This is a genomic window from Phyllobacterium sp. MT110 (genome assembly GCF_058792715.1).
This window is the reverse complement of the sequence record NZ_JBXAFE010000003.1, coordinates 306,504-330,751: the sequence shown is the minus strand read 5'-3', so window position 1 is coordinate 330,751 and position 24,248 is coordinate 306,504. Positions and strand designations below refer to the sequence as shown.

Below are 24,248 nucleotides of genomic sequence, written 5' to 3'. Positions count from 1 at the left end.
CTTACCGTTACGTCTTGTTATTTCGCCGGCGGGGCAACGGAGTTCCGCACGACGATTTCGACTGGCAGCAGTTCTTCCGAAGCGGAAGGTTTCCACTCCTGCCAGTTTGTTTCCAGAAGCAGTTCGAGCGCCCGGCGCCCGAGTTGCCGGACCGGCTGACGAATGACGGTCAGCGGCGGTGCAAAGAGATGCAGCGGCCCGACATCATCGAAACCGATGATCGACACATCGTCGGGAACCGACACATTCCGGTCCTTGAAGACCTCGATCAGGCCGATGGCAATTTCATCGGAGCTAGCAAAGATGGCCGTTGCCGCGTGCTGCTCTTCCAGATAGCGGACGGCCGCTTTACGCCCATAATCGATGGTGTATTCACCGGCGTAACGATCAACCTTCGCCGTATCGCCATGCTGTTCGCGCAGCGCGCGCATCAGGCCATCGAAACGGCGACGCGCGCTGATCATGCGTTCGTCGCCGCCTATGAACAGAACATGGCTGTGCCCCTGTTGCGCCAGGTGAAGACCGGCGAGATAACCGCCATGATCATTGTCGCAGAACAGCTTCGGCGCTTTCGAACCCGGAACGTCTTCGTCGACGATGATGACCTTGCCCGAACGGTTGATAAGGCTTGCAAGCGCACCGTCATCCGGGTGGTTGGTGATGAAGATCAGCCCGTCGACATGATTGCGTTCGATTAGCTGCAGGTATTCGATTTCGCGCCCTGCCCGGTTGAGCGTCGCATGCAGCGAGACCGCCAGCTTGCGCTCGTCGGCTGCCTGCTCGACGGCGGCGACCAGGGTTGAAAAGAACGGGTTGGCAATTTCAGGAACAACCAGACCAATGGTGTCCGAACGTCCCATGCTCAAACGCCGCGCATGCGGATTGGGTATGTAGTTCAGCGATTTGATTGCATCTTCGATGCGCTTCTTGGTGTGATACGGCAGATCAAGACTGCCATTGACCAGGCGCGATACTGTCGTAACCGACACGCCAGCTGCGGCGGCAACATCTTTCAGACTGGGCGTCGTCTTCTTGATCACAAGCGCTTTCCCCATTGTAAAGCGGTTTAGTAAATCGCTTTACAAGACAAACGCACTTCATGGTTCTTGTCAACTGGGATTCAGAACCGACAGAACAATCCTGTGAGATTCCCTGTCGAAGCCAATCCGAAAATCAGAAAATATGGAATTTTAACAAGGTGTTGGCCGGCGCGAAAATTTATCGCTCAATCGTCCCAATTGCATGCGGCAACATAGATTGCGGCAAGTTTTTCCATGCCGAACTGATCGATGCTGTCAAACCGGCCGGGTATCGGACTGTCCAGATCGAGAACACCCAGAATGCGTCCCTCATGGAAAAGCGGCACGACAAGCTCCGAACGGGATGCGGCATCACAGGCGATATGTCCGGGAAAGGCGTGGACATCCTCGACGAGAATCGAGGTTCCCTGCGCAACAGCCGTTCCGCAGACGCCATTGCCAACGGCGATACGCACGCAGGCCGGCTTTCCCTGGAAGGGGCCGACAACGAGTTCGTCTTCGGAATAAAGGAAATAGAAGCCTGCCCAATTGAGATCGGGCACCATCTGGAAGATCAGCGCCGAGGTGTTGGCGGCATTGGCGATGGCATCGTTTTCATCAGCGAGAAGGCCGCTCAACTGAGCGCAGAGTTCGCGATAAAACTCGGTCTTGTCAGTGTGATTCATCGTCTTTGCCGCAAACATCGGACGCCTATCCTTTTCGTGCCAATCGTCGTGGCCGCCACCAGCCGCCTCTCCTGCGAGAACGGCTATCGTGACAGAGATACAGCGCGAATCTCACCTCTGCAACCGCACCGCTTCCGAGACGGCGGGAAGGCCTGCGCTTCCATGGCGAGCCAGGCACGAAGATGAACGGGCGGGTATCAGAAATTGATGGATGCGTAGAAGATGGCAAACACACCATCGAGGACGATGACGATGAAGATCGACTTGACCACCGATGCCGTCACGCGCAGACCCAGCGACTCCGCGCTTCCGCCAACCTTCATCCCTTCGACCGCCGCGATGGTACCGATGATCATGGCCATGAAGGGAGCCTTGATCAGGCCCGCCAGGAAATACTGGACCGTGATCGCATCGCGCAGATTGGCGATATAGATGCCGGGTGATACGTCCGAATAAAGCCATAGCGCGACGGCCCCGCCCGCAAGCCCGGCAAAATCCGCGATAATCGTCAGAAGCGGCAGCGAAATGCTCAGTGCGACCAGACGGGGAAACACCAGAACGCTGATCGGATTGAGACCGATGACGTGCAGCGCATCGACTTCCTCGCGCATCTTCATCGACCCGAGTTCTGCCGTGATGGCGCTCCCTGAGCGCCCCGCGATCATGATCGCGGTCAACAGGACGCCGGTCTCCCGCAGCACCAGCACGCCGACGAGATTCACCGCATAGGTCTCGGCACCATAGGTGCTGAGCATATAGGCGCCCTGCTGTGCAACAATGGCACCCATAATGAATGAAATCAGCACCACGACCGGGATTGCCCCGACGCCCAGCCGATCGATCTGGTGAAAGAATGCCGGATACCGGATCGGGCTTCCCTTGCCGCCGCGCATCTGGGAACCGGTGACAACAGCACCCAGCACATGCATGGATTTGATGAAATCATCGCCGAAATTGATCACTGTCCGGCCAATTGTATCGAGAAACTGAATTCCAAGATTCGGCTTGTGCAGCGGCGGGTTTGCAGCGGCCGCAACAGATGCGGTTTTCCCGACGGCATCAAAAAGCGTTTCCCAGTGCTGCTTCAGCCCGCGTATCTCGACCTGTTTGCCGGCAGCTTCCAGCGCAACGCGCATGCGGTCGACCAGCCAGGCCCCCGCCGTATCCAATGCGTCGACGCCGGACAGATCGATGACGGCGTTGGAAAAATCCTTCCTATGCTCGATCTTGCGCATTTGCGCATTCACACGGCCGACATAGCGTGTAATCCAGGAGCCTGCCAGGACAACCATTGCCTGATCATTTTCGGTGTTGAAGCTGACGTTGAGCGGCTGGCCGGACATGCCGTGTTCGTGTGTCGCATCAACCATAGCCGAAATACTTTCGCTTTTTGCAGTCGCTGCTTTATCCCCCGGCTGGTCGATTCTGGCAAGTAAAACTCAAAACAAGCGCCCTGCGGGTCATCACGCGCCCTCGACCACCGGCAGCAAGCAAAAACCGGCTGCTATCGATGATAACAACCGGCTCATGCTCGTTATATCAGAATACCCGGGATAGCAGCCTTCCCTTAACTCCCGCTGCGCGCGTGAAGTTGCGGGATAAACAGGTCCGTCCAGCTTGCGGGCTTGACCTTGATCGTACCGGCCAGATGCATGAACTCGGCAAACTGCATGACACCGTTCGGCGTCGTCGAGAACTGTGAATCCTTGTCATTGAGCATTTCAAGAACTTCCTCAACCGACACTTTCACCTTCGAACTCTTGGCGAAAATCTCAGCGGCAGCTTGCTTGTTGCCGGCGATGAAAGCGTTTGCTTCGTCCAGAGCCGCCAGGAAAGCTTCCGTGGTTTTCGGATTGGCGTCGACGAACTTCTTCGGCGCAAAGGTCACATCAAGCGTGATATTGCCGATGACATCGACAGAATTGACAACCCGGTGCACTTTCGGGTCTTTCAATTCCAGATAGGAAAACGGTGGCGAGGTGAAGTGGGCGGTGATCTCGGTCTGGCCGCTTGTCACCGCTGCCAGGGCTTCCGGATGCGGCAGGCTGACCGTCAACGGGTCGAGCTTCGCATAGTTCTCGCGTCCGAATTCGTGCGCCGCCATCATCTGCAGGACGACCGCCGACAGCGACGTCTTGATCCCCGGCAAGGCAATTTTATCCTTGGGTGTCAGATCCTTCAGCGTCTTGATCTCGGGATTGTTCGAATTCAGCCACAGCGATGTGGCGCTGAGACCGCTGATGCCGACAACTTCGACATTCGGAATGCCCTTGGCCTTGGCCCAGAGGGTGACAAAGCCCGGCGCCCCGGTTCCGGCAAAGTCGAGCGAACCGGCCATCATCGCGTCATTGATGACGTTGCCGCCATCGAGCATAAGCCATGTCACCTTGACATCGCCCAGACCGGCTTTGGCGGCCTGCTTTTCCATCAGCTTCTGGTTTTCCATGACGATCAGCGGCAGATAGAGAATACCGTATCCCTTGGAAATCCGCACTTCGCTGACTTCGGCGCGGGCGGCACCCGTTGCACCTGCCAATCCAAGGCCGATGCCGAGCACGGCGGCACAGAGCTGTTTCATCATTTTCATTGTAGTCCTCCCTTTATACATACCGGTTCCCGGCGGTTCAAACTCAGGCCTGCATTCCCCAGCGGCGAATGGTTTTCTTTTCAATCGTGGCAAAGATCAGGTTCTCGACGGCAAGGCCGATCAAAATAACCGTGAACAAGCCTGCAAAGACGTTGGCGGTTTCCAGCTGGTTGCGGTTCTCGAAGATGAACCAGCCGAGGCCGCCGGAGCCGGACGATACGCCAAACACCAGTTCAGCGGCGATCAGCGTGCGCCATGCGAAGGCCCAACCGACTTTCAAACCCGTCAGAATGGACGGAAAGGCGGCGGGTATCAGGATATGGCGGACCAGTTTGAGACCGCGCAGGCCGTAATTCAGGCCGACCATCCGCATCGTGTTGGAAACCGACCGGAAACCGGCATGGGTATTCAAGGCGATGGCCCACAGTACCGAGTGCACCAGCACGAAGATCACGCTTCCCTGCCCCAAACCAAACCAGATCAGCGCCAACGGCAGCAAAGCAATCGCCGGGAGCGGATTGAACATGGAGGTCAGTGTTTCCAGCAGGTCGGCACCAATGCGCGACCCGATGGCGAGCGTGGTCAGGAGCGAGGCCAGCACGATGCCGATGCCATAGCCGATGAGCAGCGTTTTGATGGATGCCAGCGCTCTGGCCGGAATGGTTCCGTCGGCAATATTGGAGCTGAAAGCCGCGAAGGTCTGGGAAAAGCTGGGAAACAGCAATGGATTGCCCAGCCAGCGCCCGTAAATTTCCCAGGCGGCAGCAAGAACGAACAGGATAAAGGCTTTGCGCACCGCGCCGATGCGATAGATGCGTTCAAAGGCAGAGAGCGTCTTCTCGACCTGCAGGAAATCCTTCTTGCCGTCGCCGCGCACAATCTCCGGACGTGTGTAGAGAACTTCAGTCATCGAATCTTCCAATCTCAACTGGCGAACAACATGTCGTTGATGCGGGTTTCGAGTGCCGCCTGCGTACCGGTTCCAAGCTCGCTGGGCGGTATGCTGTTCAGCTCGGCCTTTACCTGCCCCGGATGGGGTGAAAGGAGCAGAATGCGCGTGCCGATGCGGATGGCCTCCTCGATGGAGTGGGTCACGAACAGGACTGTAAAATGCGTATCGTCCCAGAGTTGCAGCAATTCATCCTGCATCTTGCGGCGCGTCAGCGCGTCGAGCGCAGCGAAGGGTTCATCCATCAGAAGCACATCGGGCTCCATGGCCATGCCGCGCGCGATGGCCACACGCTGCTTCATGCCGCCGGACAGCATATGGGGGTAGCTGTCGATGAATTTGGTCAGGCCAACCTTGTCGATGTAGCTGCGGGCGCGTTCACGTGCCTCTGCCGGCTTTGCCCGCCCGCTGGCGGTGAGGGCGAAGACGACATTTTCACCGACCGTCTTCCACGGCAGAAGCTGGTCGAATTCCTGGAAGACCATCATCCGGTCAGGGCCGGGTTCGGTGACTTCCTTGCCCTTGAGCGTGATCTGCCCTTCGGTCGGTGTGAGATAGCCGCCGATGGCCTTGAGCAAGGTCGACTTGCCGCAGCCTGACGGCCCGAGAAGAACAAAGCGGTCGGATTGAAAAACCTGAAAATCGACGCGATGCGTGGCGGTCACCAGCGCATCTTCCGTCTTGTATTGCAGTGTGACGCCCTCGACGCTCAATAATGCGCCGCGAGCATCAAAGGACTGATGCAAAGTCATACTTCCTCCCAATGCGTCGTCTCTTTTGCGCAACGCCGTAACGTTGACAAAACTCCCACCTCGACTGTACTTGCGGTAACTGACACATACCTGACTCACGTTTCGGGGGCACGATTTGCGCATTCTTGTCGTGGAAGACATGCCCGATATCGCCAAGGCGATTGCCCAGCGCTTTGAAAAAATCGGCCATGCCGTTGATTGCGAAACCGATGGCCGGACCGCCAGCGAAGTGCTGCGGGTGCAGGATTATGATCTCATCATCCTCGACATGATGCTGCCCGGCGCCGATGGTTTCGAGATTCTCAAAGGACTGCGCGGCCGCAAGGACAAGACGCCCGTTCTGGTCCTGACCGCACGATCGGCGGTCGATGACCGCGTCGACGTCCTTGATCTCGGTGCGGACGATTATCTGACCAAGCCGTTCGATTTTCGCGAGCTGGAAGCACGTGCCCGCGCACTGCTGCGTCGGAGCGCCGGCATGTCCGACAATGCCCTGCGCTTCGGGGACCTCGTCATCGATCGGGCCGGGCGCACGGCCAGCGTTGCCGATACCGCTCTTGACCTGACCCGGCGTGAATTGATTGTTCTCGAGATTTTGGCGGCACGGCCCAAGCGCTTCGTCTCCAAGGAGGAATTGGTGGAGCAGCTTTTCAACTTCGATCAGGAGCCGAGCGCCAACGCCGTCGAGCAATATGTGACGCGGCTGCGGCGCAAGCTGGCGGATACTTCAATCGAAATTCGCACCTCGCGCGGGCTGGGCTATCAACTTGCAAGCAAATGATATCCGCTACTCCCTGCACATCCGGATCATCGTCTTCATTGCGCTCATTCTGGGTGTCGGTGCGGTCGTCCTCGCTCTTGCCGCCTGGCAATATGCCGGCATTGCCGCGCGTGATGCCTATGACAAGCTTTTGATTGGCGGGACAATACAGGTTGCGGAAAACGTCTACATGCAGGGTGGGGTTGTAACCCTCGACCCGCCAGCGGCCGCATTTGCGACACTGTCGGCCTATGATCTGGTCTTTTACCGGGTGACCGATCCGCGCGGCGTCGTTGTCGCCGGTTATGGCGATCTCGCGCCGAAAATTTCGTCGGAAAACATCCGCAAGGGCGTGGTCCTTGCCGACGACACCTATCAGGGGCAGCCGGTCCGCGTTGCGGCGATCGGCAAGCAGATTGATACCGGCTCCGGCAATGGCTGGGTGGAAATCGTCGTGGCACAAACCTTACGGGCGCGGGAGTCCCTCGCCTGGGATCTTGCCGGCAAGGCTGTCGGCATGATCGCGATCATGAGCCTTCTTGCCCTGATCGCCGGCGCCATTTCCGTGCGTATTGCTTTGAAGCCGCTGACGCGTATCGAACGGGAAATCGCAGCGCGCAAGCCCGACGATCTGCGCGCCATACGCGTTACGCCGCCCTATGAAATCCGGGCATTGGTCAGCGTCCTTGATGACTTCATGCGCCGACTTGCCGATCGCATAGCGCTGATGCAGCGTTTTATCGCCGACGCCGCCCATCAGATGCGCACGCCTTTGGCCGAACTCAATGCACAGGTGGAAATCCTGACCAACGATGCCGACCCGAGACTGCAGGATCAGATTCAGAAACTCGGCGCAAAAGTGAACGCGCTCGGCAATCTCACCGGCCAGCTTCTCGACCACGCCATGGTCATTCACCGTGCCGGCACCGTTGGCTTCACGACGATCGATCTGAATGCATTGGCGAAAACTACGCTGGCTCAGGCCGTCCCGCTGTCACTGGAACGGGAAGTGACAATTGCCTTCTTACCCTGCCCGGCAGAGCTTCATATCCAGGGCGATATGATCAGCATCCGCGAGGCGCTAACCAATCTGATCCAGAATGCCCTGATCCATGGCGCATCAACGCGCCTTTCTGTGGAGCTCGGCCGAGATGAAAGCAAGGCATGGATCAACGTGATTGACGACGGTCCCGGCATTTCGAGCACAGAACAGGCACGGCTGCTTGAACCCTTCGAGGTCGGGTCCGGTCCCGCACGCGGGTCCGGCCTGGGTCTGGCGATTGCGGCGGAGGTTGCCAAGGCGCATGGCGGAGAACTCACCTTCCCCGCCGTCGAAAACGGTTTCTGCGTGCAACTGGCGTTGCCTGGACAGCGTTTGTTAGGCAGTGTCACCTCATGAGCCACAAGGAACGACGCGATGACACACACGGACACTGAACACAGAGGCCTATGGGAAACCGAACGGGCGTTGCTGCATCATTTGCGAACGGTCCGCCGCCGGGACAGGGGCCTCAAGCCGGAAAAACCGGGCGACGGGCTGACCAGCGGCCAGAGAATTGCCGATCAGGTGGCTGCGACGATGGGCTCATGGTCATTTATCATCATCCAGTCCACGATCCTGTTCTTCTGGATAATACTGAACGTCACCGCCTATATCCAGCATTGGGACCCCTACCCGTTCATTCTCCTCAATCTTGCGCTCTCTTTTCAGGCGGCCTATGCGGCGCCCTTCATCATGATGAGCCAGAACCGGCAGCAGGATATCGACCGGAAAGAAGCCGAGCATGATTACCGCATCAACATCAAAGCCGAGCTGGAAATCGAATTGCTGCACGAGAAGATGGAGCTGCTTCACCAGAAGATCGATCTTCTCAAGGACAAGGAAGTTCTGGCTTTAACGGAGTCGATCCAGAGGCTTTGCGACCAGGGTCAGGCACCAAAGGCTCAAACGTGAATTTGCAGGGAAGCAAATGATGGTGACCCGTCGAACGGTATTGGCTGCACTTGGTATCGCCGCATACCCGGCAAAACTCTTTGCCAGCACAGCCGACACAGTCATTCCGCTCTGGCCCGCAACGCCGCCCGGCGGCGGCGGTCCGGCAGGACCGATCACTATCAGTGCCAAAGGGGCGGTCAGCAACATCGCAGCCCCGTCGATGGAGGTTTTCCAGCCGGCAAAGCCGAACGGCGCAGCGGTTCTCGTAGCGGCGGGTGGCGGCTACAAACGCATCGAAATGAAGAAGGAGGCTCTTTCGGCAGCCCGCTGGCTGATCGACCGGGGCTTTACCGTCTTCACCCTGACCTACAGGCTGCCCGGAGAAGGGTGGAATGCCGGTCCGCTGGCACCGTTGCAGGATGCGCAACGTGCATTGCGCTTGATCCGTCAGAACGCCAGCCGCTTCGAAGTCGATCCGGAACGCCTTGGCGTGCTCGGGTTTTCTGCAGGCGGGCATCTGCTTGGAATGGCTTCCGTCCGCTCGGCTTTCCCTTCCTATGAGCAGAACGATGCGGCGGACGGCCTGTCTGCCCGGCCGTCGTTTTCAGCACTGATCTATCCCATCATTACGCTGGAGCCGCCCTACGACCACACCTCGACACGGCGCATCCTGATTGGCACGCATCCAAGCCCGGAACGGAGTGCGGACTGGTCGGTTCAAACCCATGTTCGCAGCGGATGCCCTCCCGTGTTCCTTGTTCAGGCGCAGGATGACCCCATTTCCGACCCGGCAAATACCCGCATCATGGCTGACGCCTGCAAGCGGGCGGGCGTACCCGTGGAACTGCACCAATTGGCCAGCGGTGGTCACGGTTTTGGCATGGGCGAGAAGGATACGCCGACCGGCGTGTGGCCGGACTATTTTTCTGCCTGGCTGACAACTGTCGCCTCAGCGGCGTCCGCGCGCCGCTGACGTATCGCGCCCTGCCCGTCGATCACGCGGCGCGGGTGATCCGGATGGGAATCGATTTGAAAGACGGCGTTCCCGACTGCTGGTCATAGTGGGACAGGGCGACCAGCGTGTTCAGTTCGGGATAGTACCCGGCAGCAGAGCCGCGGGGAATATTATACGCCACGGCGGTCAACCGCTTGACCCGGCGCGGCCTGTCATCAGGATCGGCGTGATCGCGCGCTGCTTCAACATCGAGCGTATCACCATCGGCCAAGCCGCGTTCGGCCAGATCCTTCGCATTCAGAAAAATCACATCCCGCCGCCCGAACACGCCACGATACCGGTCATCCATGCCATAGATCGTCGTGTTATACTGGTCATGGCTGCGGATTGTCGTCAGCGTCAGTACATTGGGTTCCAGAACACGCGGATCCTCGCTCAAGCCCTTCGCCACCAGGAAACAGGCTTTCTGGTTCGGTGTTTTCCATTCGCGATGCGCGGCGGGTACGCTCAGGCGAAACCCGCCCGGCTCCCGGATACGCGCATTGAAATCCTTGAAGTCAGGGAAAACAACTTCAATCTTGTCGCGGATCCGGCTGTAATCCGCGATCATGGCGTCCCATTCAATGCCGTAACGGTCGCCCAAAGTCGCCTTTGCCATGCCCGCGATGATAGCGGGTTCCGACCGCAGATCGCCGCTGGGCGGATTGAGAAAGCCGCGCGAGGCATGCACCATCGACATGGAATCTTCAACGGTCACGGATTGCCGGCCTGTGGCCTGAACATCGGCGTCGGTGCGCCCGAGAACGGGCAGGACGATGGTGGTCCTGGCCGTCAGCAGATGCGAACGATTGAACTTGGTCGTCAGATGCACGGCAAGATCAAGTTTGCGCATCCCTGCAAACGTTGCATCGGGATCAGACATGGCGACAGCCAGATTTCCGCCGAGACAGACGAGCGCCTTGGACCTGCCATCGATGATTGCCTCTATCGCTTCGATGGCATTGTGCCCCTTGGCGGCGGACGGCCGGAAACCGAACGCCCGCTCCATGCCGTCGATGAGGGCGGCATTGGGAATTTCGGTAATGCCGACCGTACGGTCGCCCTGCACGTTGGAATGACCGCGCAAAGGGCATATGCCTGCGCCTTCCCGGCCGATATTGCCGCGCAGCATCAGGAAGTTGGCAATCTGCTGAACGTTTGCCGTGCCATTCCGGTGCTGGGTGATGCCCATGCCGTAGCAAAGGATGACATTTTTGGATTTTGCATAGACATCGCCCGCACTTTCGATCGCGCTGCGGGTAAGGCCCGACATGATCTCGATATCTTCCCAGCGCGTCGCGTCGATATCCTCTCTCAGTGCCTCGATGCCTGACGTATGTTCGGCAATAAAATCGCGGTCGAGGATTCCCTTTCCACTGCGCTCCAGATCGCGCCGGTCAAGCTCGAAAACCCTTTTCATCATGCCCTTGAGCACAGCGACGTCGCCGCCAATGCGAACCTGATGATAAGCTGACGCAATATCCGTCGAACCGAGCGTGGCCATTTCGACCGGGCTTTGCGGCGAGGCAAAGCGTTCGAGCGCCCGCTCCTTCAGCGGGTTGAAAACGATGATGGGCGCACCGCGCCGCGCCACATCGCGCAAGGTCGCCATCATGCGCGGATGGTTGGTGCCGGGATTGTGGCCAAAGCTGAAGATGGCATCGGCATGATCAAAATCTTCCAGGGTGACGGTTCCCTTGCCAACGCCGATCGAGTGCGGCAGGCCAACACTTGTCGCCTCGTGGCACATGTTCGAGCAGTCGGGAAAATTATTGGTCCCATAGGCCCTCACGAACAGCTGGAACAGGAACGCGGCCTCGTTCGAGGCTCTGCCGGAGGTATAAAACTCGGCCATATCGGGATCAGGCAGAGCGTTCAATTCGGCTCCGATAAGCGCGAAAGCCCTGTCCCATTCAATGGGCACATAGGTGTCAGCCGCCGCATCGTAAATCAGCGGGTCGGTCAAGCGCCCCTCATCTTCCAGATCATGATCCGACCAGTTCCACAATTCCGAAACCGTATGCGATGCAAAGAAGATGGGCCCGATACGCTTGGCGGTCGATTCCCAGGTGACGGCCTTTGCACCGTTTTCGCAGAATTCGAAAGAAGAGGTGTGTTTCGGGTCCGGCCAGGCACAACCGGGACAATCAAACCCATCCGGCTGGTTGGCTTTCAGCAGGGTCGCCGCTCCCTGGGCAACAATCTGCTGCCGGGCAAGACTCTCCGCCACCGCCTTCAATGCACCCCAACCGCCTGCCGGTGCATTGTAGCGTTCGATACCCTCCGGTCTCTTCCTGGGCATGTCGTACTCCTTAGAACCTGGTCAACGATGGAAAGATCGGCCGCGTGTCATTGTAACAGATAAGTGCGATGCCGCATGCTGTTCTTCCGATGATACGACGCTTTCCCGCGCGAAACCGGAAAGCGCCGGAATTTCATGATGGGCGGCGGGAGGCAGGTTTCAGCGGCTCCCCAAACGGAAATGGGCACCGCCGAAACCTGTTCGGCGGTGCCCACTCCAATGCAACCCTCGCACCGCGGCGCGAGGAAAACCAGCCGGTCTTAGTTGGCCGAGGCAAGCGTCATCGACGTGCCGGTGGCAGCAACGTTCAGACCGATCTGGCCCGTGACGCTGATTGCCTGCAGGTGAACGGAGCCTGCGGTACCGCCGAACAGCACATTGGTGCCGATACCGGCGCCGAGTGTGGCTTCCGCTGTTGCACCGCGATAAACGCCGCTCAGCGAACCCTGGTGATAACCAGCGGTCGGTGCAAACACAGCCCAGACGAGGCGGCTGCGTGTTGTAAACCCGAGATCGACACCCAGCTTCTTGATCGCGCCGGTATAATGATCCGAACGCTCACGGCCGACTGTGGAACGGAAGACACAATCGACTTCCTTGGCCGAACCAAGCACGTAGCCGACGCCGCCATCGATATCGCAGGTGAGATAGCCGATCCTCACGCCGTTGCGCGCGTCTGGCTCCTGATAGGTCGCCGGCATATCGGCTGCAACAGCGACCGTTGCACCAGCAATTGCCAACGACGTGGTCGCAAGTGCCATAGCAAGTGTCTTCTTCATCATACTCTCCTTCTCAAATTGTGACCGGTGCACCGCAATCGATCCTCCAGCCCACAAATTCAGCAACAGGTTACAGAAGGTATCGCAGGGCGATCTCATTCGATATACCTGAAGCAACACATGTGAAGGCGTGCCGGAATGCGCAAGTGACAGACCATTCACAATTCGCCTCCCAATGGGACATTTTGAAGGCACGTGACGGATTGTTTACGCAAAATTAACAGTTTAGCTTCGACGGGGCTCGGCCTATTCCATCGAATCGAGACACAATCGCCCCGACCATGAGATCTGTGAGAACCCAATGAATGTCCGGCAGCTCGAAGTCCTGCGCACCCTGCTCGTTACCGGCTCCACAATTGCAACGGCGCGGGCCATGGGCCTGAGCCAGTCGGGCGTCAGCCGCCTGCTGCAGCAGCTCGAGGCCAACCTTTCAATGCAGCTGTTTGCACGGGACAAAGGCCGGCTGATCCCGACACCGGAGGCGGAAAAGCTCGCCTATGACGCCGAACTTGTCCTTGCCGGAATAGACCGCTTCACCAACCTTGCGCAGGACCTGCGCAGCGGGGCCGTCGGGCCGGAATCGGTGCGCATCGCCCTGCCCAACAGCCTTGCCGACCAGTTTACCCCGGATCTTCTCGCGGATTTCGACAGGGATTTTCCGCGGGTGCGCATAGAAACGTTCTTCGACACGTCGGGCGCCATCACCCGCCTTATCGAACAGCGCATCGTGGATTTCGGTTTCCTGCGCTATGAAGGACAGCAGAGCACCAGCGTCGAGCTCGAGGTGGTCGTGAGCGGCCGAAAGGTATGCGTCATTCCCGCAGAACACCCCCTTGCCGCGCTGGACATCGTCACACCCAGGGATTTACGCAACATTCCGTTGATCCTGACCGGCCGCAACCGGCCCACCCGCATGAAACTCGATGAGATTTTTCGCCAGGCCGGCGTGACGCAGACCGTCAAGATTGAAACGCACAGCAACAATTCCGCCTTTTCCTATGCAGCGCATGGGCTTGGGATAGCCATCATCAGCAGCTTCTTCGCGCACCTGACCAAGGATACAAGGATCGTCATACGGCCCTTCGATCCGCCGCTCACGCAGAGTTTCGGCCTTGCCAAGGCGGCTGGCGTTCCGCTCTCCATCGCTGCCGAAGCGCTCAGCAGGCGGATGAAGCAAAGGCTTCTCAACGTCGAGGGCCCGCAAAACTGAACATATGGCTTTCCGCCCTATATGGATGGTCCCGACACCCCGCAGCAAGTACCCGCTTGCATAGCACTATGACATTTACTCATAATATTGCGCATGGTTTTCACATATGCTCATAGTCCGGCACACAATGGCCAGATGACTGCGGGGAACTTCCGCGCAGCCAAAAGAGCAGAATGGGAACCACGTGATCAAATTTATACTCGGCCGAATGCTGATGGCTGTGCCCACGATTGTCATCGTGGCAGTGGCAGTGTTCACCCTTATCCGTCTCATCCCAGGCGATCCGGCAGCTCTCATGCTTGGGGATCTTGCCGAACCGCAGCAGATCGCCGCCTTGCGTTCCACGCTGGGGCTCGACCAGAGCATTCCGGTGCAGTTCATGATCTGGGTGGGGCATTTGTTCAACGGCGACTTCGGCAAGTCCATCGTTACCGGTGAACCCGTCCTGCACCTCGTGCTCTCGCGTTTTTTCATCAGCGCGCAAATCGTTGTTCTGGCGGTTCTGATTGCAAGCGTGATCGCCGTCCCGGCCGGTGTTATCGCGGCATGGAAACAGAACAGCCTCACCGATCTCGCGCTGGTCGGCACGGCAACGGTTCTCCTGTCCATTCCCACATTCTGGCTCGGACTGCTGCTGCTGCTTTTCTTCGGGCTGAAACTCGGCTGGGTGCCGGTGCTCGGCTACGTCTCGGTGACGACGGACTGGAAGGCCGGGCTTATCTACATGGCCCTGCCAGTTGCGACCCTCTTTATCCACGAGATGGGTGTGATCATCCGCATGGCCCGCGCATCCACGCTGGAAGTCTTGCGCCTTGACTACATCACCCATGCCCGTGCCAAGGGCCTGTCGGAACAGGCAGTTCTGTGGCGTCACGCCTTCAAGAACGCCTTCGGTCCGACCTGGACCATGATCGGCCTGATTCTTGGCAATCTGCTCGGCGGTATTGCCGTTATTGAAACCGTATTCTCCATACCCGGCCTCGGCCGCCTGCTCGTCGACAGTATTTTCCAGCGCGATTATCCCGTCATTCAGGGCTGTCTCCTGCTGGTTGCGGTTGCCTATGTCCTGGTCAACCTCGTCGTGGATCTTCTCTATCCACTCTTTGATCCACGGGTGGTGGCGGAATGAAAAAGCTTACATTCAACGGGGTGATCGGTGGCACCATCATCACCCTCCTCTTTATCATCGCGGCCATCGGCATGCTCTGGACGCCGTTCGATCCGATGAAGCTCAGTTTTTCCGCACGTCTGGCCGCACCGAGCGCAGCGCATCTTCTCGGCACCGACGAGTTCGGACGGGATGTCCTGAGCCGGCTGATGGTCGGGGCACAGGCCAGTGTCTGGATCGGCTTTGCCACAGTCTGTTTTGCCGTGTTCTTCGGCACCCTTATCGGCCTGATCAGCGGTTATGCACGTGGCTGGGTCGACGGCGTCATCATGGCGTTCAACAATGCCCTGCTGGCCTTTCCCGGTATTCTTCTCGCCCTCGGACTGCTCGCGGTTTTCGGCGCCAACCAGTACGGCATCATCTTCGCACTTGGGATCGCCTATACCCCGTCGATGGCGCGTATCGTGCGCGGTGCCGTCCTGTCCCTGCGCGAACGGGAATTCATCGAAGCCTCCAAGGTCATGGGCAACAGCGAAATCTATACGATTCTCCGCCACATCCTGCCCAATTGCCTGGCACCGATTACGGTTCTGGGGACATCCATGTTCGGCTGGGCGATCCTTTCGGAAAGTGCACTCAGCTTCCTCGGCCTTGGCGTTCCGCCACCCGCACCCACCTGGGGCAACATGCTTGCCGCCGGCCGGCCGTTCATCGAACAGGCAGCCTGGCTCGGCTTCTTCCCCGGCCTTTGCATCGCGCTGACCCTTCTCGGCATCAACCTGCTTGGAGATGCCCTGCGTGACAAGCTCGATCCCCGCATGAGAGGTTTGAAATGAGCAATCAAAACGCGCTTCTCAGCGTTCGCGGGCTGACACTCGAAGTCATCCACAATGGCGGCGCCGTCGTCAAAGATGTCAGCTTCGATGTCTCCCCCGGAGAGATCGTCGGTATTGTCGGCGAATCCGGGTCGGGCAAGACGCTGGCGACACGGTCGATCATCGGACTGATTGCGCCAGGCATCCGGCATGCCAGCGGTTCGATCGTTTACAAGGGTCAGGATACGCTTCAGGCCAGCGACCGCACGTTGCGGCGTTTGCGTGGCGGCGAAATCGGCGTCGTCTTTCAGGAACCGATGACCTCCCTCAATCCGTCGATGACCATTGGCCGCCAGTTGGAAGAAGGGCTGATTCTCCACACCAAACAGACACCCGAGATGCGCCGGACCAACATCCTGCACATGCTGACCCGTGTCGGCCTGAAGGACCCGGCCGGCGCATTGACCGCCTATCCGCACGAATTTTCCGGCGGCATGCGCCAGCGCATCATGCTGGCCTCGGTCATGCTCCTGAAACCGGCCCTGCTGATTGCCGACGAGCCGACAACCGCGCTCGATGCCGTCGTGCAGCGCGATGTCATGGAACTGATGGTGGAACTGACCAAGGAGCAAGGGACCGCCGTCCTCCTGATCAGCCACGATCTGCCGATGGTTGCCCGCTACACCCATCGTTTTGTCGTGATGGAACGGGGTGTGGTGGTCGAGCAGGGGACGACGGAAGAAATCCTCTCAGGACCGAAGCATCCCTATACGCGCAAGCTGCTGTCCTCCCTGCCGTTCCGCGGTGACGTGCGTGTCATCGACACGAGCGTCAGCCCGATCGTTTCAGCCCGCGACATCGTCGTTGATTATGCCGGACGCAAAAGCCTGTTCAAGAAAGGCATTGCCAAACGCGCCCTTCATGGCATCAGCATCGATATCCATCCCGGAGAGGTGGTGGCTTTGGTCGGCGGCTCGGGCTCGGGGAAGACCACGCTCGGCCGCACCATCGCCGGACTGATCAAGGAAACCAGCGGCGAAATCCTGTTCCACGGCAAGCGCCGTGACAACGATTGGTTCAACTACCGCATGAACTGCCAGATGGTTTTTCAGGATCCCTATTCGTCGCTCGACCCGCGCATGACCATCATGGCACTTGTCGAGGAAGCGTTGCGACTTATCCCCGACCTGACGGCGGCGGAAAAAAAGCAGCGTGCTGCCGAGACACTCGAAGAGGTCGGCCTCGGCAAGGCTTTTGCCGATCGCTATCCGCACCAGCTTTCCGGCGGTCAGCGCCAGCGCGTTGCCATCGCCCGGGCGATCGCGCGCCGACCCAAATTCCTCATCGCCGACGAACCGGTATCGGCCCTGGACGTGACGGTGCGCGCGCAGGTTCTCGAGCTCTTTTCAAACCTGCAGAAGCGTTATGGCTTTTCCTGCCTCTTCATCAGCCACGATCTCGGCGTTGTCGAGCAGATCGCCGACCGGGTGATCGTGATGCAGGATGGCCGGATCATCGAGCAGGGCGACAGGAACGCGATCTTCGATACCCCGAGGGAAGCCTATACGCGCAAACTGCTTTCAGCCATTCCCGCACTGGATCTCAACGACAATGGCGGCGTCAAACTCAAATGGCGGCTGGACGCCTGAACCTATGGAAAAAGAGTGGAACATGAAAAAGATACTTCTCGCAGGAACAATCCTGATGACGGCCGGCGGCCTCGCTCAGGCCCGTGACATCAACGTCGCGCAAAGCTCGGATATTCGCAGCAACGTCCCCGGCGTCAACCGCGACGGCAACACCGACTCCGTCATATTTCATCTGGTGGAAGGGCTGGTGGGCTATACGGAGAACGGCGATGTGAAGCCGCTTCTCGCCCAATCCGTCAATGTGTCGGCGGACGGTCTGACCTATACATTCCCGTTGCGCAACAATGTAAAGTTCCACAATGGTGACCCGCTGACCGCCGCCGATGTCGTGTGGAACTGGAACCGCTATATGGCAGAGGACACCAAGTGGACCTGCCGCGCCGATTTCGACGGCAGCCGAACCGTCAAGGTCACTGGCATCGAGGCCGTCGACGCCCATACCGTCGCCGTGAAGATCGCATCGCCTTCGGCGGTATTCCTCGGCCTGATGGCACGGCCGGAATGCGGCTACACCGGCATCATCAGCCCGAAGTCGGTGGCGGCCGACGGCAGTTTCGTCGCTCCCATCGGCACAGGGCCGTTCAAGTGGGGTGAATGGAAGCGCGGCGAATATGTCCGTCTGGCAAAGTTCGACCAGTATGTATCGCCGCCGAACGACGGCAAGCCGGATGGCATGGTTGGTTCCAAGCGCCCCCTGGTGGACGGCGTAAAATTCACGGCGGTTCCCGATGCGTCCACGGTCAAGGCAGGCCTGCTGTCAGGCGCGCTGGATGCGGCGGAAGTGCCCGCCGATCTCGTCCCGGAACTGAAGGACAACGGTGCGATCCAGCTGATCATGAAGCGCAACAACGGCAAGAACCTTCTTTATATCCAGACCCGCGATCCGGTGCTGAGCAAAGCGGGCGTTCGCCGCGCCATGGCCGCAGCCCTCGATCTCGACGATCTGGTCGGGGCCGTTTCCAACGGCACCGGCGCTGCCAATGCCTCCATGGTGTCGCTGGACTCGATCTACTATTCCGACGTGCAGAAGAAGCGGATTGCCCCCGATCTTGAAAAGGCCAAGAAAGAGCTCGCCGAGTCCGGTTACAAGGGCGAAGTCATCAAGATCATTGCCAACAAGCGCGGCAATGTTCCAAGCTATCCCGTCGCCGTGGTTGCCCAGGCCATGATGCAACAGGTTGGCCTCAACGTGCAGATTGAAGTTCTGGATTACGCCACCCAGGTCGACCGCCGTCGTAGCGGCAACTACCAGGTGATCTCGCAGTCGGTGACGCCGCGCCTCGATCCCGCGCTGATGTACAGTTTTTATGTCGGCAACAAGGATAAGAACGCCTCCCTCATGTGGGACAATCCCAAGGCGATCGAGCTGATGGATGCGGCCTACCGGGAAGCCGACCAAGGCAAGCGTCAGATCATCTTCGACCAGTTTCACGAGCTCATGCTGCAGGATGTGCCGGGTATTTTCCTCTATGACCTGATGGATCTCTGGGGCGCATCGAAGAAAGTGCACGGCACGCCCGTATGGCAGTCGAATGCACGGGTTTGGGAAGTATCGCTCGACGATTAATTCGAAGGTTTGTTTGCGGGCGTTCGTGCCCGGACATTGAACAACCAAAGGGAAGACATGATGACCACCAAGCAAACTGTTGCAGCCATTGCTGCAACTGTCGACCGGTTGCAGCCTGAATTTGCTGCAATGAGCGACGCCATCTGGGACAATGCCGAGTTGAGCTTTTCGGAACACCAGTCTGCTCAGACGCAGATTGCCATGCTGGAGAAGCACGGCTTTCGCATCGAGCGTGAGATCGCCGATATCGAAACCGCCTTCATCGGCGAGTCCGGCCACGGCAAGCCGGTCATCGCCTTTCTCGGTGAGTTCGACGCCCTTGCCGGATTGAGCCAGAAGGCGGGTATCGCCGTCGAGCAACCGGAGAAATCCGGGGGCACGGGGCATGGATGCGGGCATAACCTGCTCGGCACCGGTTCGATGCTGGCCGCAGTCGCCCTGGCGAAGCACCTGGCGGACAACAAATTGCCGGGCACCATCCGCTATTACGGCTGCCCCGGCGAAGAGGGCGGCTCGGGAAAAACATTCATGGCCCGCGCCGGTGCCTTCGATGATGTGGACACCGCGCTGACGTGGCATCCTGCGCCGTTCAACGGTGTGCGCTCCACCAACAATCTGGCGGTGCTGGAGATCTACTATCGTTTCAAGGGTGTGGCCGCGCACGCGTCCAATGGCGCCCATCTCGGCCGCAGCGCGCTCGATGCGCTGGAACTGATGAATGTCGGCGTCAATTTCCTGCGCGAGCACATGCCGCAGGACTGCCGTGTCCACTACGCCATCACGGACGCCGGCGGGAAAGCCGCCAACGTGGTTCAATCCCGCACTGAAGCGCTCTATCTCGTGCGCGCGCCGGAACTGCCTGTGGCGCTTGATCTGGCGGCGCGCGTTGACCGGATCGCCAAAGGCGCAGCGATGATGACGGATACCGAGGTCGAAATCGTGTTCGACCGGGCGGCAACAAACCTTCTGCCGAACATCACCCTCGAAAGTGCGATCCACGCCAATATGGTCGATCTTGGTCCTGTGCCGTTTGACGACAAGGATGTCGCCTTTGCCCAGGAAATACAGAACACGCTGACACCGGAGGCCATCAAAAGCAGCGTCCGGCTCTATCAGATCAAGAAGGACGTGTTCCTCAACGGCAAGGTTGACGGTTCCAGCCCGCTGCATCTCGGGCTGCGCGACTTTGAAGGCGAATCGCATTTCCGCGCCGGTTCGACCGACGTCGGCGACGTCAGCTGGGTCACGCCGACCGCGCAGTGCTGGGCCCCTGCATGGGCCATCGGCACCGCCCCGCACACCTGGCAGGTGGTGGCTCAGGGCAAAAGCCCGGCAGCGCACAAGGCTTTTGCCCATGCGGCAAAGTCCCTGGCTTCGACCGGCCTTGATCTCATTCTCAATCCCGGCCTTCTGGCCCAGGCTAAGGCGGAGTGGCTGGAAAAAACCGAAGGACGCCCCTATCAATGCCCGATTCCGGCGCATATCGGGCCGAAGATCGACCGTCCCTAGAACCCCATCCATGGCTGTTTGGCGGGGACACTCCGTGGCCTCGTGTCACCGCCAATACATTGCTCTGGAAGTTATGCTACAATTGCCGTAGAGGTTCTGGCGCAACAGGGCCTTTCACAGGCCCGTGTTGGAGGAAAGACACTACACCGCCGACCTCGGCATAAAAGATCGTGAACTTGAATGCCTGCAGCCGATATAGCCGCCGAAGCGCCCGCAACCATCGCGACACTCCTGAGCTTTGGTCTCGTTGGTTTTGGGTCTCTGGCATTGCTTGAGAAGTTCATCCCGGTCATCCCCTCCTATGTCCTCTTCATGCTTCTGGGAATGACAGTGCCCGATGGCAGCGGCCTGGGTCTGGCGATTCTGGTCACGACAATCGGCTCCGCTGCCGGGGCATTGGGCTGGTTTGCCCTAGGATGGCTGCTCGGGCCGGAGCGAGCAAAGGCTATCGTCGCACGTTACGGCCGATATGTTTTCCTTAAACCTGCCTTCTACGAACGGTTGACCAATTCGTATCGCAGCAATCATTTCTGGGTAACGTTGACCGGACAGGTCATTCCCACAGTCCGTATTTACCTCGCGCTTCCCGCGGGCGTTCTGCGGCTGGATCCGCGCGCGTTCACCCTGGCAACAGCGGTCGGCACGTTCCTGTGGAACACGCCGTTTCTCTGCCTTGGCTATGCGCTGCGCGGGACCCCCTACGACCCCATTCATGTCGGCTTCTGGGCATCCGTCGTCTTGTTCATTGCCGAGGGCTCGATCATCCTGTTTTTCAGCCTTCGCCGAAAGCGCCGCACCAGCCAAAGTTAGGATCTGGTCCCGATGCGCTCCGGCACAGGCTCGGTACAGACAACGACATGAGGGCAACATCGTACCATGCGTGACCATGCACACGCTTCCACCGTTGAAACCGTGGTCACCGCCATTACCGCGCGCGTCCGCTCAGGCAATCTGGCACCGGGTCAGCGCCTGACGGAAAGCGAATTCACCCAGCGCCTCGGTGTATCGAGGTCGACGGTCCGGGAAGCCTTTCAGCGCCTGGCTTCCGACGGACTCCTCGCCTTCGAGCCCAATCGCGGGGTCACGGTCAGACAATTGTCGCGCAAGGGCGTGGATCAGCTGTTTCAGGTTCGCGGGGCGCTCGAGGTCCTGGCGGTTCGTCTGGCCGCTCCGGTCATCCTGGCAGAGCCGGCAAAACTCCAGACCTTGCAGATGCGGCTGGACGATGCGGTTTCCGGCGGCGATATGCAGCGATTCTCGGATCTGAACCAAGAGTTTCACGGCTTGTTCGTGGCACGCGCCGGCAATGCGCTTCTGGCGGAAACCCTGCGACGCCTCAACAACTCCATCTACTGGCTGCAGTTCCGCATGCTGGTTCACCGCCAGGAGGTGTTGAACTCCAATGCCCAGCATCAGGCATTGGTGAGGGCCATTCTTGACGGACAGGTGCAGCGCGCAGAGGCCATCATGCTCGACCATATCGAGGCGTCGCGCGCACTCATACAGTCGCTGACCGACGACCATTTCACCGCTGACTAGGAATAAAGGTCAGCCTCCTAGACGAAGAGGGATTGCTTCGCGAGAATTGTCTGACAATATAAGCGGACAATATGCGAGGATTTTTACCATGAGCCAAGCCAAGCCCACGGCCTACCAACCCATTCCCCTGCCGGACTATCAGGAATTGCCCGTCGACCTCATGCGCCGCAATGCGCTTGATTTCTACGAGGAAATTCGCCGTCGTCATACCGTGCGGGATTTCGATACAAGGCCAGTGCCCCGGGATATCATCGAAAGCTGCCTGCTTGCGGCGGGAACGGCACCCAATGGTGCCAATCATCAGCCATGGCATTTTGCGGTCATCGGCAATCCCGACATCAAGCGGCAGATTCGCGTTGCTGCGGAAGAAGAGGAGCAGGCCTTCTATGCCGGTCGCGCCGGCGAAGAATGGCTCGAAGCCCTCGCACCGCTGGGAACCGACAGCAGCAAACCCTTTCTCGAAGACGCTCCCTGGCTTATCTGCATATTTGGCGAGCGAAGGAGCCGCTCTGCCGACGGGGTATTGCGCAAGAATTATTACGTGCCGGAATCGGTCAACATCGCAACCGGCTTTCTCATCGCAGCGCTGCACAAGGCCGGGTTGGCCATGCTGACCCACACACCCAATCCCATGGGGTTCCTGAACGAGATTTGCGGTCGTCCCGCACAGGACAAGCCCTATATCATGCTGGTTGTCGGCTATCCCCGTCCGGGCGCGACCATTCCGGCGCATGCGACGGAAAAACGGCGGCTGGAGGATATCGCAACTTTTCTATGATCCCATTCGGATCGGGCTAGGACGCCTTCTGCTGGCGATGCCATTTTGACTGCAGAATGAACCAGAGATCGGGCATGATGCCGAGCGAACGCTCGATGCGCACGGCGATGTCGAGCGTGATGGGGTGCTGGCCGGCGATGATCGCGTCGATGGTTTCCACGGGAATGTCGGCGGCCCGGGCGAATCTCTCGCGTGAAAGCCCATGCGATCCGATACAGGCCGCCAGATGCTCGCCGGGATGGACGGCCCAGTGCGGATTCCATTGATCAGTTGTGGCGCGCATTTTCGTCACCGATTCCGTTTCGCTTCGGTGAAGGATTCCTACCAGCGCCTCATGTCAGACCGATGTAAAAAACATGGCTTCAAAGTGGCAAGTTGTGAACAAAAGTTTCAGCCGCAACACGTCTGATTCCAAGGGCTTAGCCCGTACGCACATGCCCACAATTTGAGCAGAAACATAAATGCTCAAAATACCATCTTGACGTCATCGGAAAAATACCGTCGACTGAACCAATATCACAATTGGTCCGGACCAATACCGCATGGCAAGCAACCAGTCCCAGGAAAACTCGAACTACGCGCTTGACCGGTTGCGCCGGCTTCTCGCATCCGACGAATTCGGAAAAGACGGCAAATTGCCAACCGAACGCGCGCTGTCGGAATCACTCGGCGTCAGCCGCCGCTCGGTCCGGCGGGCACTGGAAGTGCTGGAGGCTGAAGGCCGGATATGGCGCAGGCAGGGTCATGGCACATTTGCCGGGCGCGAACCTGATAGCTGGGGCGAGCATGTCGACACCATCATCGCCGGCACGAACTTCATGGAAATCATGGAGGTCCGCTTGAGGATAGAACCGCAGCTGGCACAGCTCGCGGCCATGCGGGCCAAGAAAACCGATATCGACCGCATGCGTGAACTGGCGCTGAAATCGCGCGAAAGCCAGGATGCCGACTCGCATGAGCTGTGGGATGGATCGCTGCATCGGCAAATTGCCCAGAGTGCCGGCAACCAGTTTTTTCTGACCATCTTCGACGTGGTCAACCGGGTGCGCCAGGATGAAGCCTGGCAGATCATCCGTGAGCGCGCGCGCAGCGGCAACAACGCCGCGGTGACATCCTTTGACCACCACTCAGCCATCATCGATGCGATCGAATCCCGCGACCCGCTGAGGGCGGGCGAAGCCATGCGCCAGCACTTGCTGATGCTGCAGGAATGGCTGATCCGCCTGACATCGCTGGACGGATTCGAAACGAAACAGCCCAGATAAGTGCCGCAAGCACAGACCACCATCGCGATAAGGACCGGAAGATA

Annotated in this window: 23 protein-coding genes; 14 read left to right on the top strand and 9 right to left on the bottom strand. The window is 58.9% G+C overall.

What is annotated here, in order from left to right:
• Positions 1 to 17: 17 nt before the first annotated feature.
• From AC1Q5O_RS16690 to AC1Q5O_RS16665, 6 genes are all read right to left on the bottom strand, one after another.
• On the bottom strand, positions 18 to 1,040 hold the full coding sequence (locus tag AC1Q5O_RS16690; RefSeq protein ID WP_492564412.1) for a LacI family DNA-binding transcriptional regulator: 1,023 nt from the start codon (positions 1,038 to 1,040) through the stop codon (positions 18 to 20).
• Between the two features lie 185 nt (positions 1,041 to 1,225).
• The gene (locus tag AC1Q5O_RS16685; RefSeq protein ID WP_403181894.1) at positions 1,226 to 1,723 is read right to left on the bottom strand and encodes a GAF domain-containing protein; all 498 of its coding nucleotides are present in this window, start codon (positions 1,721 to 1,723) and stop codon (positions 1,226 to 1,228) included.
• A 179-nt stretch (positions 1,724 to 1,902) separates the two neighbouring features.
• Positions 1,903 to 3,075, bottom strand: a complete 1,173-nt coding sequence (locus tag AC1Q5O_RS16680; RefSeq protein WP_492564409.1) for an ABC transporter permease — start codon at positions 3,073 to 3,075, stop codon at positions 1,903 to 1,905.
• A gap of 197 nt (positions 3,076 to 3,272) precedes the next feature.
• A complete protein-coding gene (locus AC1Q5O_RS16675) occupies positions 3,273 to 4,292 on the bottom strand; it encodes an ABC transporter substrate-binding protein (protein WP_288192113.1) in 1,020 nt (339 codons plus the stop codon).
• Positions 4,293 to 4,335: 43 nt separating this feature from the next.
• Positions 4,336 to 5,202, bottom strand: a complete 867-nt coding sequence (locus tag AC1Q5O_RS16670; RefSeq protein ID WP_223614693.1) for an ABC transporter permease — start codon at positions 5,200 to 5,202, stop codon at positions 4,336 to 4,338.
• 14 nt (positions 5,203 to 5,216) lie between these two features.
• Entirely contained in the window at positions 5,217 to 5,993 is a 777-nt protein-coding gene (locus AC1Q5O_RS16665; RefSeq protein WP_105733316.1) for an ABC transporter ATP-binding protein, read from the bottom strand.
• Positions 5,994 to 6,108: 115 nt separating this feature from the next.
• On the opposite strand from AC1Q5O_RS16665, the gene AC1Q5O_RS16660 reads away from it, so the two are divergent.
• The 4 genes from AC1Q5O_RS16660 to AC1Q5O_RS16645 are packed head-to-tail and all read left to right on the top strand — an operon-like array spanning position 6,109 to position 9,662.
• Positions 6,109 to 6,774: a response regulator transcription factor gene (locus tag AC1Q5O_RS16660; RefSeq protein ID WP_403181881.1), complete on the top strand. Its 666-nt coding sequence runs from the start codon at positions 6,109 to 6,111 to the stop codon at positions 6,772 to 6,774.
• Positions 6,761 to 8,152, top strand: coding sequence for a sensor histidine kinase (locus AC1Q5O_RS16655; protein WP_492564405.1), 1,392 nt, complete (start codon positions 6,761 to 6,763; stop codon positions 8,150 to 8,152). Before AC1Q5O_RS16660 ends, AC1Q5O_RS16655 begins: the two co-directional genes overlap by 14 nt.
• Before the next feature lie 18 nt (positions 8,153 to 8,170).
• The gene (locus AC1Q5O_RS16650; protein ID WP_464664781.1) at positions 8,171 to 8,707 is read left to right on the top strand and encodes a DUF1003 domain-containing protein; all 537 of its coding nucleotides are present in this window, start codon (positions 8,171 to 8,173) and stop codon (positions 8,705 to 8,707) included.
• Between the two features lie 19 nt (positions 8,708 to 8,726).
• Positions 8,727 to 9,662 (top strand): alpha/beta hydrolase, encoded by a 936-nt coding sequence (locus AC1Q5O_RS16645; protein WP_492564402.1) that lies wholly within the window; start codon positions 8,727 to 8,729, stop codon positions 9,660 to 9,662.
• A 22-nt stretch (positions 9,663 to 9,684) separates the two neighbouring features.
• Here the strand turns inward: AC1Q5O_RS16645 and AC1Q5O_RS16640 are convergent, their stop codons facing one another.
• Both AC1Q5O_RS16640 and AC1Q5O_RS16635 read right to left on the bottom strand, forming a co-directional pair.
• On the bottom strand, positions 9,685 to 11,985 hold the full coding sequence (locus AC1Q5O_RS16640) for an FdhF/YdeP family oxidoreductase (RefSeq protein WP_492564400.1): 2,301 nt from the start codon (positions 11,983 to 11,985) through the stop codon (positions 9,685 to 9,687).
• Between the two features lie 260 nt (positions 11,986 to 12,245).
• A complete protein-coding gene (locus AC1Q5O_RS16635) occupies positions 12,246 to 12,764 on the bottom strand; it encodes a DUF992 domain-containing protein (RefSeq protein ID WP_223614686.1) in 519 nt (172 codons plus the stop codon).
• Positions 12,765 to 13,065: 301 nt separating this feature from the next.
• Between AC1Q5O_RS16635 and AC1Q5O_RS16630 the strand changes: the two genes are divergently transcribed.
• The 9 genes from AC1Q5O_RS16630 to AC1Q5O_RS16590 all read left to right on the top strand — a co-directional run bounded on the left by AC1Q5O_RS16630 (position 13,066) and on the right by AC1Q5O_RS16590 (position 22,939).
• Positions 13,066 to 13,974 carry a LysR family transcriptional regulator gene (locus AC1Q5O_RS16630; protein ID WP_492564397.1) on the top strand — a complete coding sequence of 303 codons (909 nt, stop codon included), beginning with the start codon at positions 13,066 to 13,068 and terminating at the stop codon, positions 13,972 to 13,974.
• Positions 13,975 to 14,158: 184 nt separating this feature from the next.
• Complete coding sequence (locus AC1Q5O_RS16625) at positions 14,159 to 15,103, top strand: ABC transporter permease (RefSeq protein WP_223614684.1); 945 nt, start codon at positions 14,159 to 14,161, stop codon at positions 15,101 to 15,103.
• Entirely contained in the window at positions 15,100 to 15,918 is an 819-nt protein-coding gene (locus tag AC1Q5O_RS16620) for an ABC transporter permease (protein WP_492564395.1), read from the top strand. Before AC1Q5O_RS16625 ends, AC1Q5O_RS16620 begins: the two co-directional genes overlap by 4 nt.
• The gene (locus AC1Q5O_RS16615; protein WP_492564393.1) at positions 15,915 to 17,546 is read left to right on the top strand and encodes an ABC transporter ATP-binding protein; all 1,632 of its coding nucleotides are present in this window, start codon (positions 15,915 to 15,917) and stop codon (positions 17,544 to 17,546) included. Before AC1Q5O_RS16620 ends, AC1Q5O_RS16615 begins: the two co-directional genes overlap by 4 nt.
• A gap of 22 nt (positions 17,547 to 17,568) precedes the next feature.
• Positions 17,569 to 19,113, top strand: coding sequence for an ABC transporter substrate-binding protein (locus tag AC1Q5O_RS16610; RefSeq protein ID WP_492564391.1), 1,545 nt, complete (start codon positions 17,569 to 17,571; stop codon positions 19,111 to 19,113).
• Positions 19,114 to 19,173: 60 nt separating this feature from the next.
• Positions 19,174 to 20,622: a M20 family metallopeptidase gene (locus tag AC1Q5O_RS16605; RefSeq protein WP_492564389.1), complete on the top strand. Its 1,449-nt coding sequence runs from the start codon at positions 19,174 to 19,176 to the stop codon at positions 20,620 to 20,622.
• A gap of 180 nt (positions 20,623 to 20,802) precedes the next feature.
• The gene (locus AC1Q5O_RS16600; protein WP_464664774.1) at positions 20,803 to 21,432 is read left to right on the top strand and encodes a DedA family protein; all 630 of its coding nucleotides are present in this window, start codon (positions 20,803 to 20,805) and stop codon (positions 21,430 to 21,432) included.
• A gap of 66 nt (positions 21,433 to 21,498) precedes the next feature.
• On the top strand, positions 21,499 to 22,161 hold the full coding sequence (locus tag AC1Q5O_RS16595) for a GntR family transcriptional regulator (RefSeq protein ID WP_492564387.1): 663 nt from the start codon (positions 21,499 to 21,501) through the stop codon (positions 22,159 to 22,161).
• An 88-nt stretch (positions 22,162 to 22,249) separates the two neighbouring features.
• Positions 22,250 to 22,939 carry a nitroreductase family protein gene (locus AC1Q5O_RS16590; protein WP_492564385.1) on the top strand — a complete coding sequence of 230 codons (690 nt, stop codon included), beginning with the start codon at positions 22,250 to 22,252 and terminating at the stop codon, positions 22,937 to 22,939.
• A gap of 16 nt (positions 22,940 to 22,955) precedes the next feature.
• Here AC1Q5O_RS16590 and AC1Q5O_RS16585 read toward each other — a convergent pair whose 3' ends face one another.
• Complete coding sequence (locus AC1Q5O_RS16585; RefSeq protein WP_223614676.1) at positions 22,956 to 23,222, bottom strand: HigA family addiction module antitoxin; 267 nt, start codon at positions 23,220 to 23,222, stop codon at positions 22,956 to 22,958.
• Positions 23,223 to 23,481: 259 nt separating this feature from the next.
• On the opposite strand from AC1Q5O_RS16585, the gene AC1Q5O_RS16580 reads away from it, so the two are divergent.
• The gene (locus tag AC1Q5O_RS16580; protein WP_492564382.1) at positions 23,482 to 24,204 is read left to right on the top strand and encodes a FadR/GntR family transcriptional regulator; all 723 of its coding nucleotides are present in this window, start codon (positions 23,482 to 23,484) and stop codon (positions 24,202 to 24,204) included.
• The last annotated feature ends 44 nt before the right edge of the window (positions 24,205 to 24,248 follow it).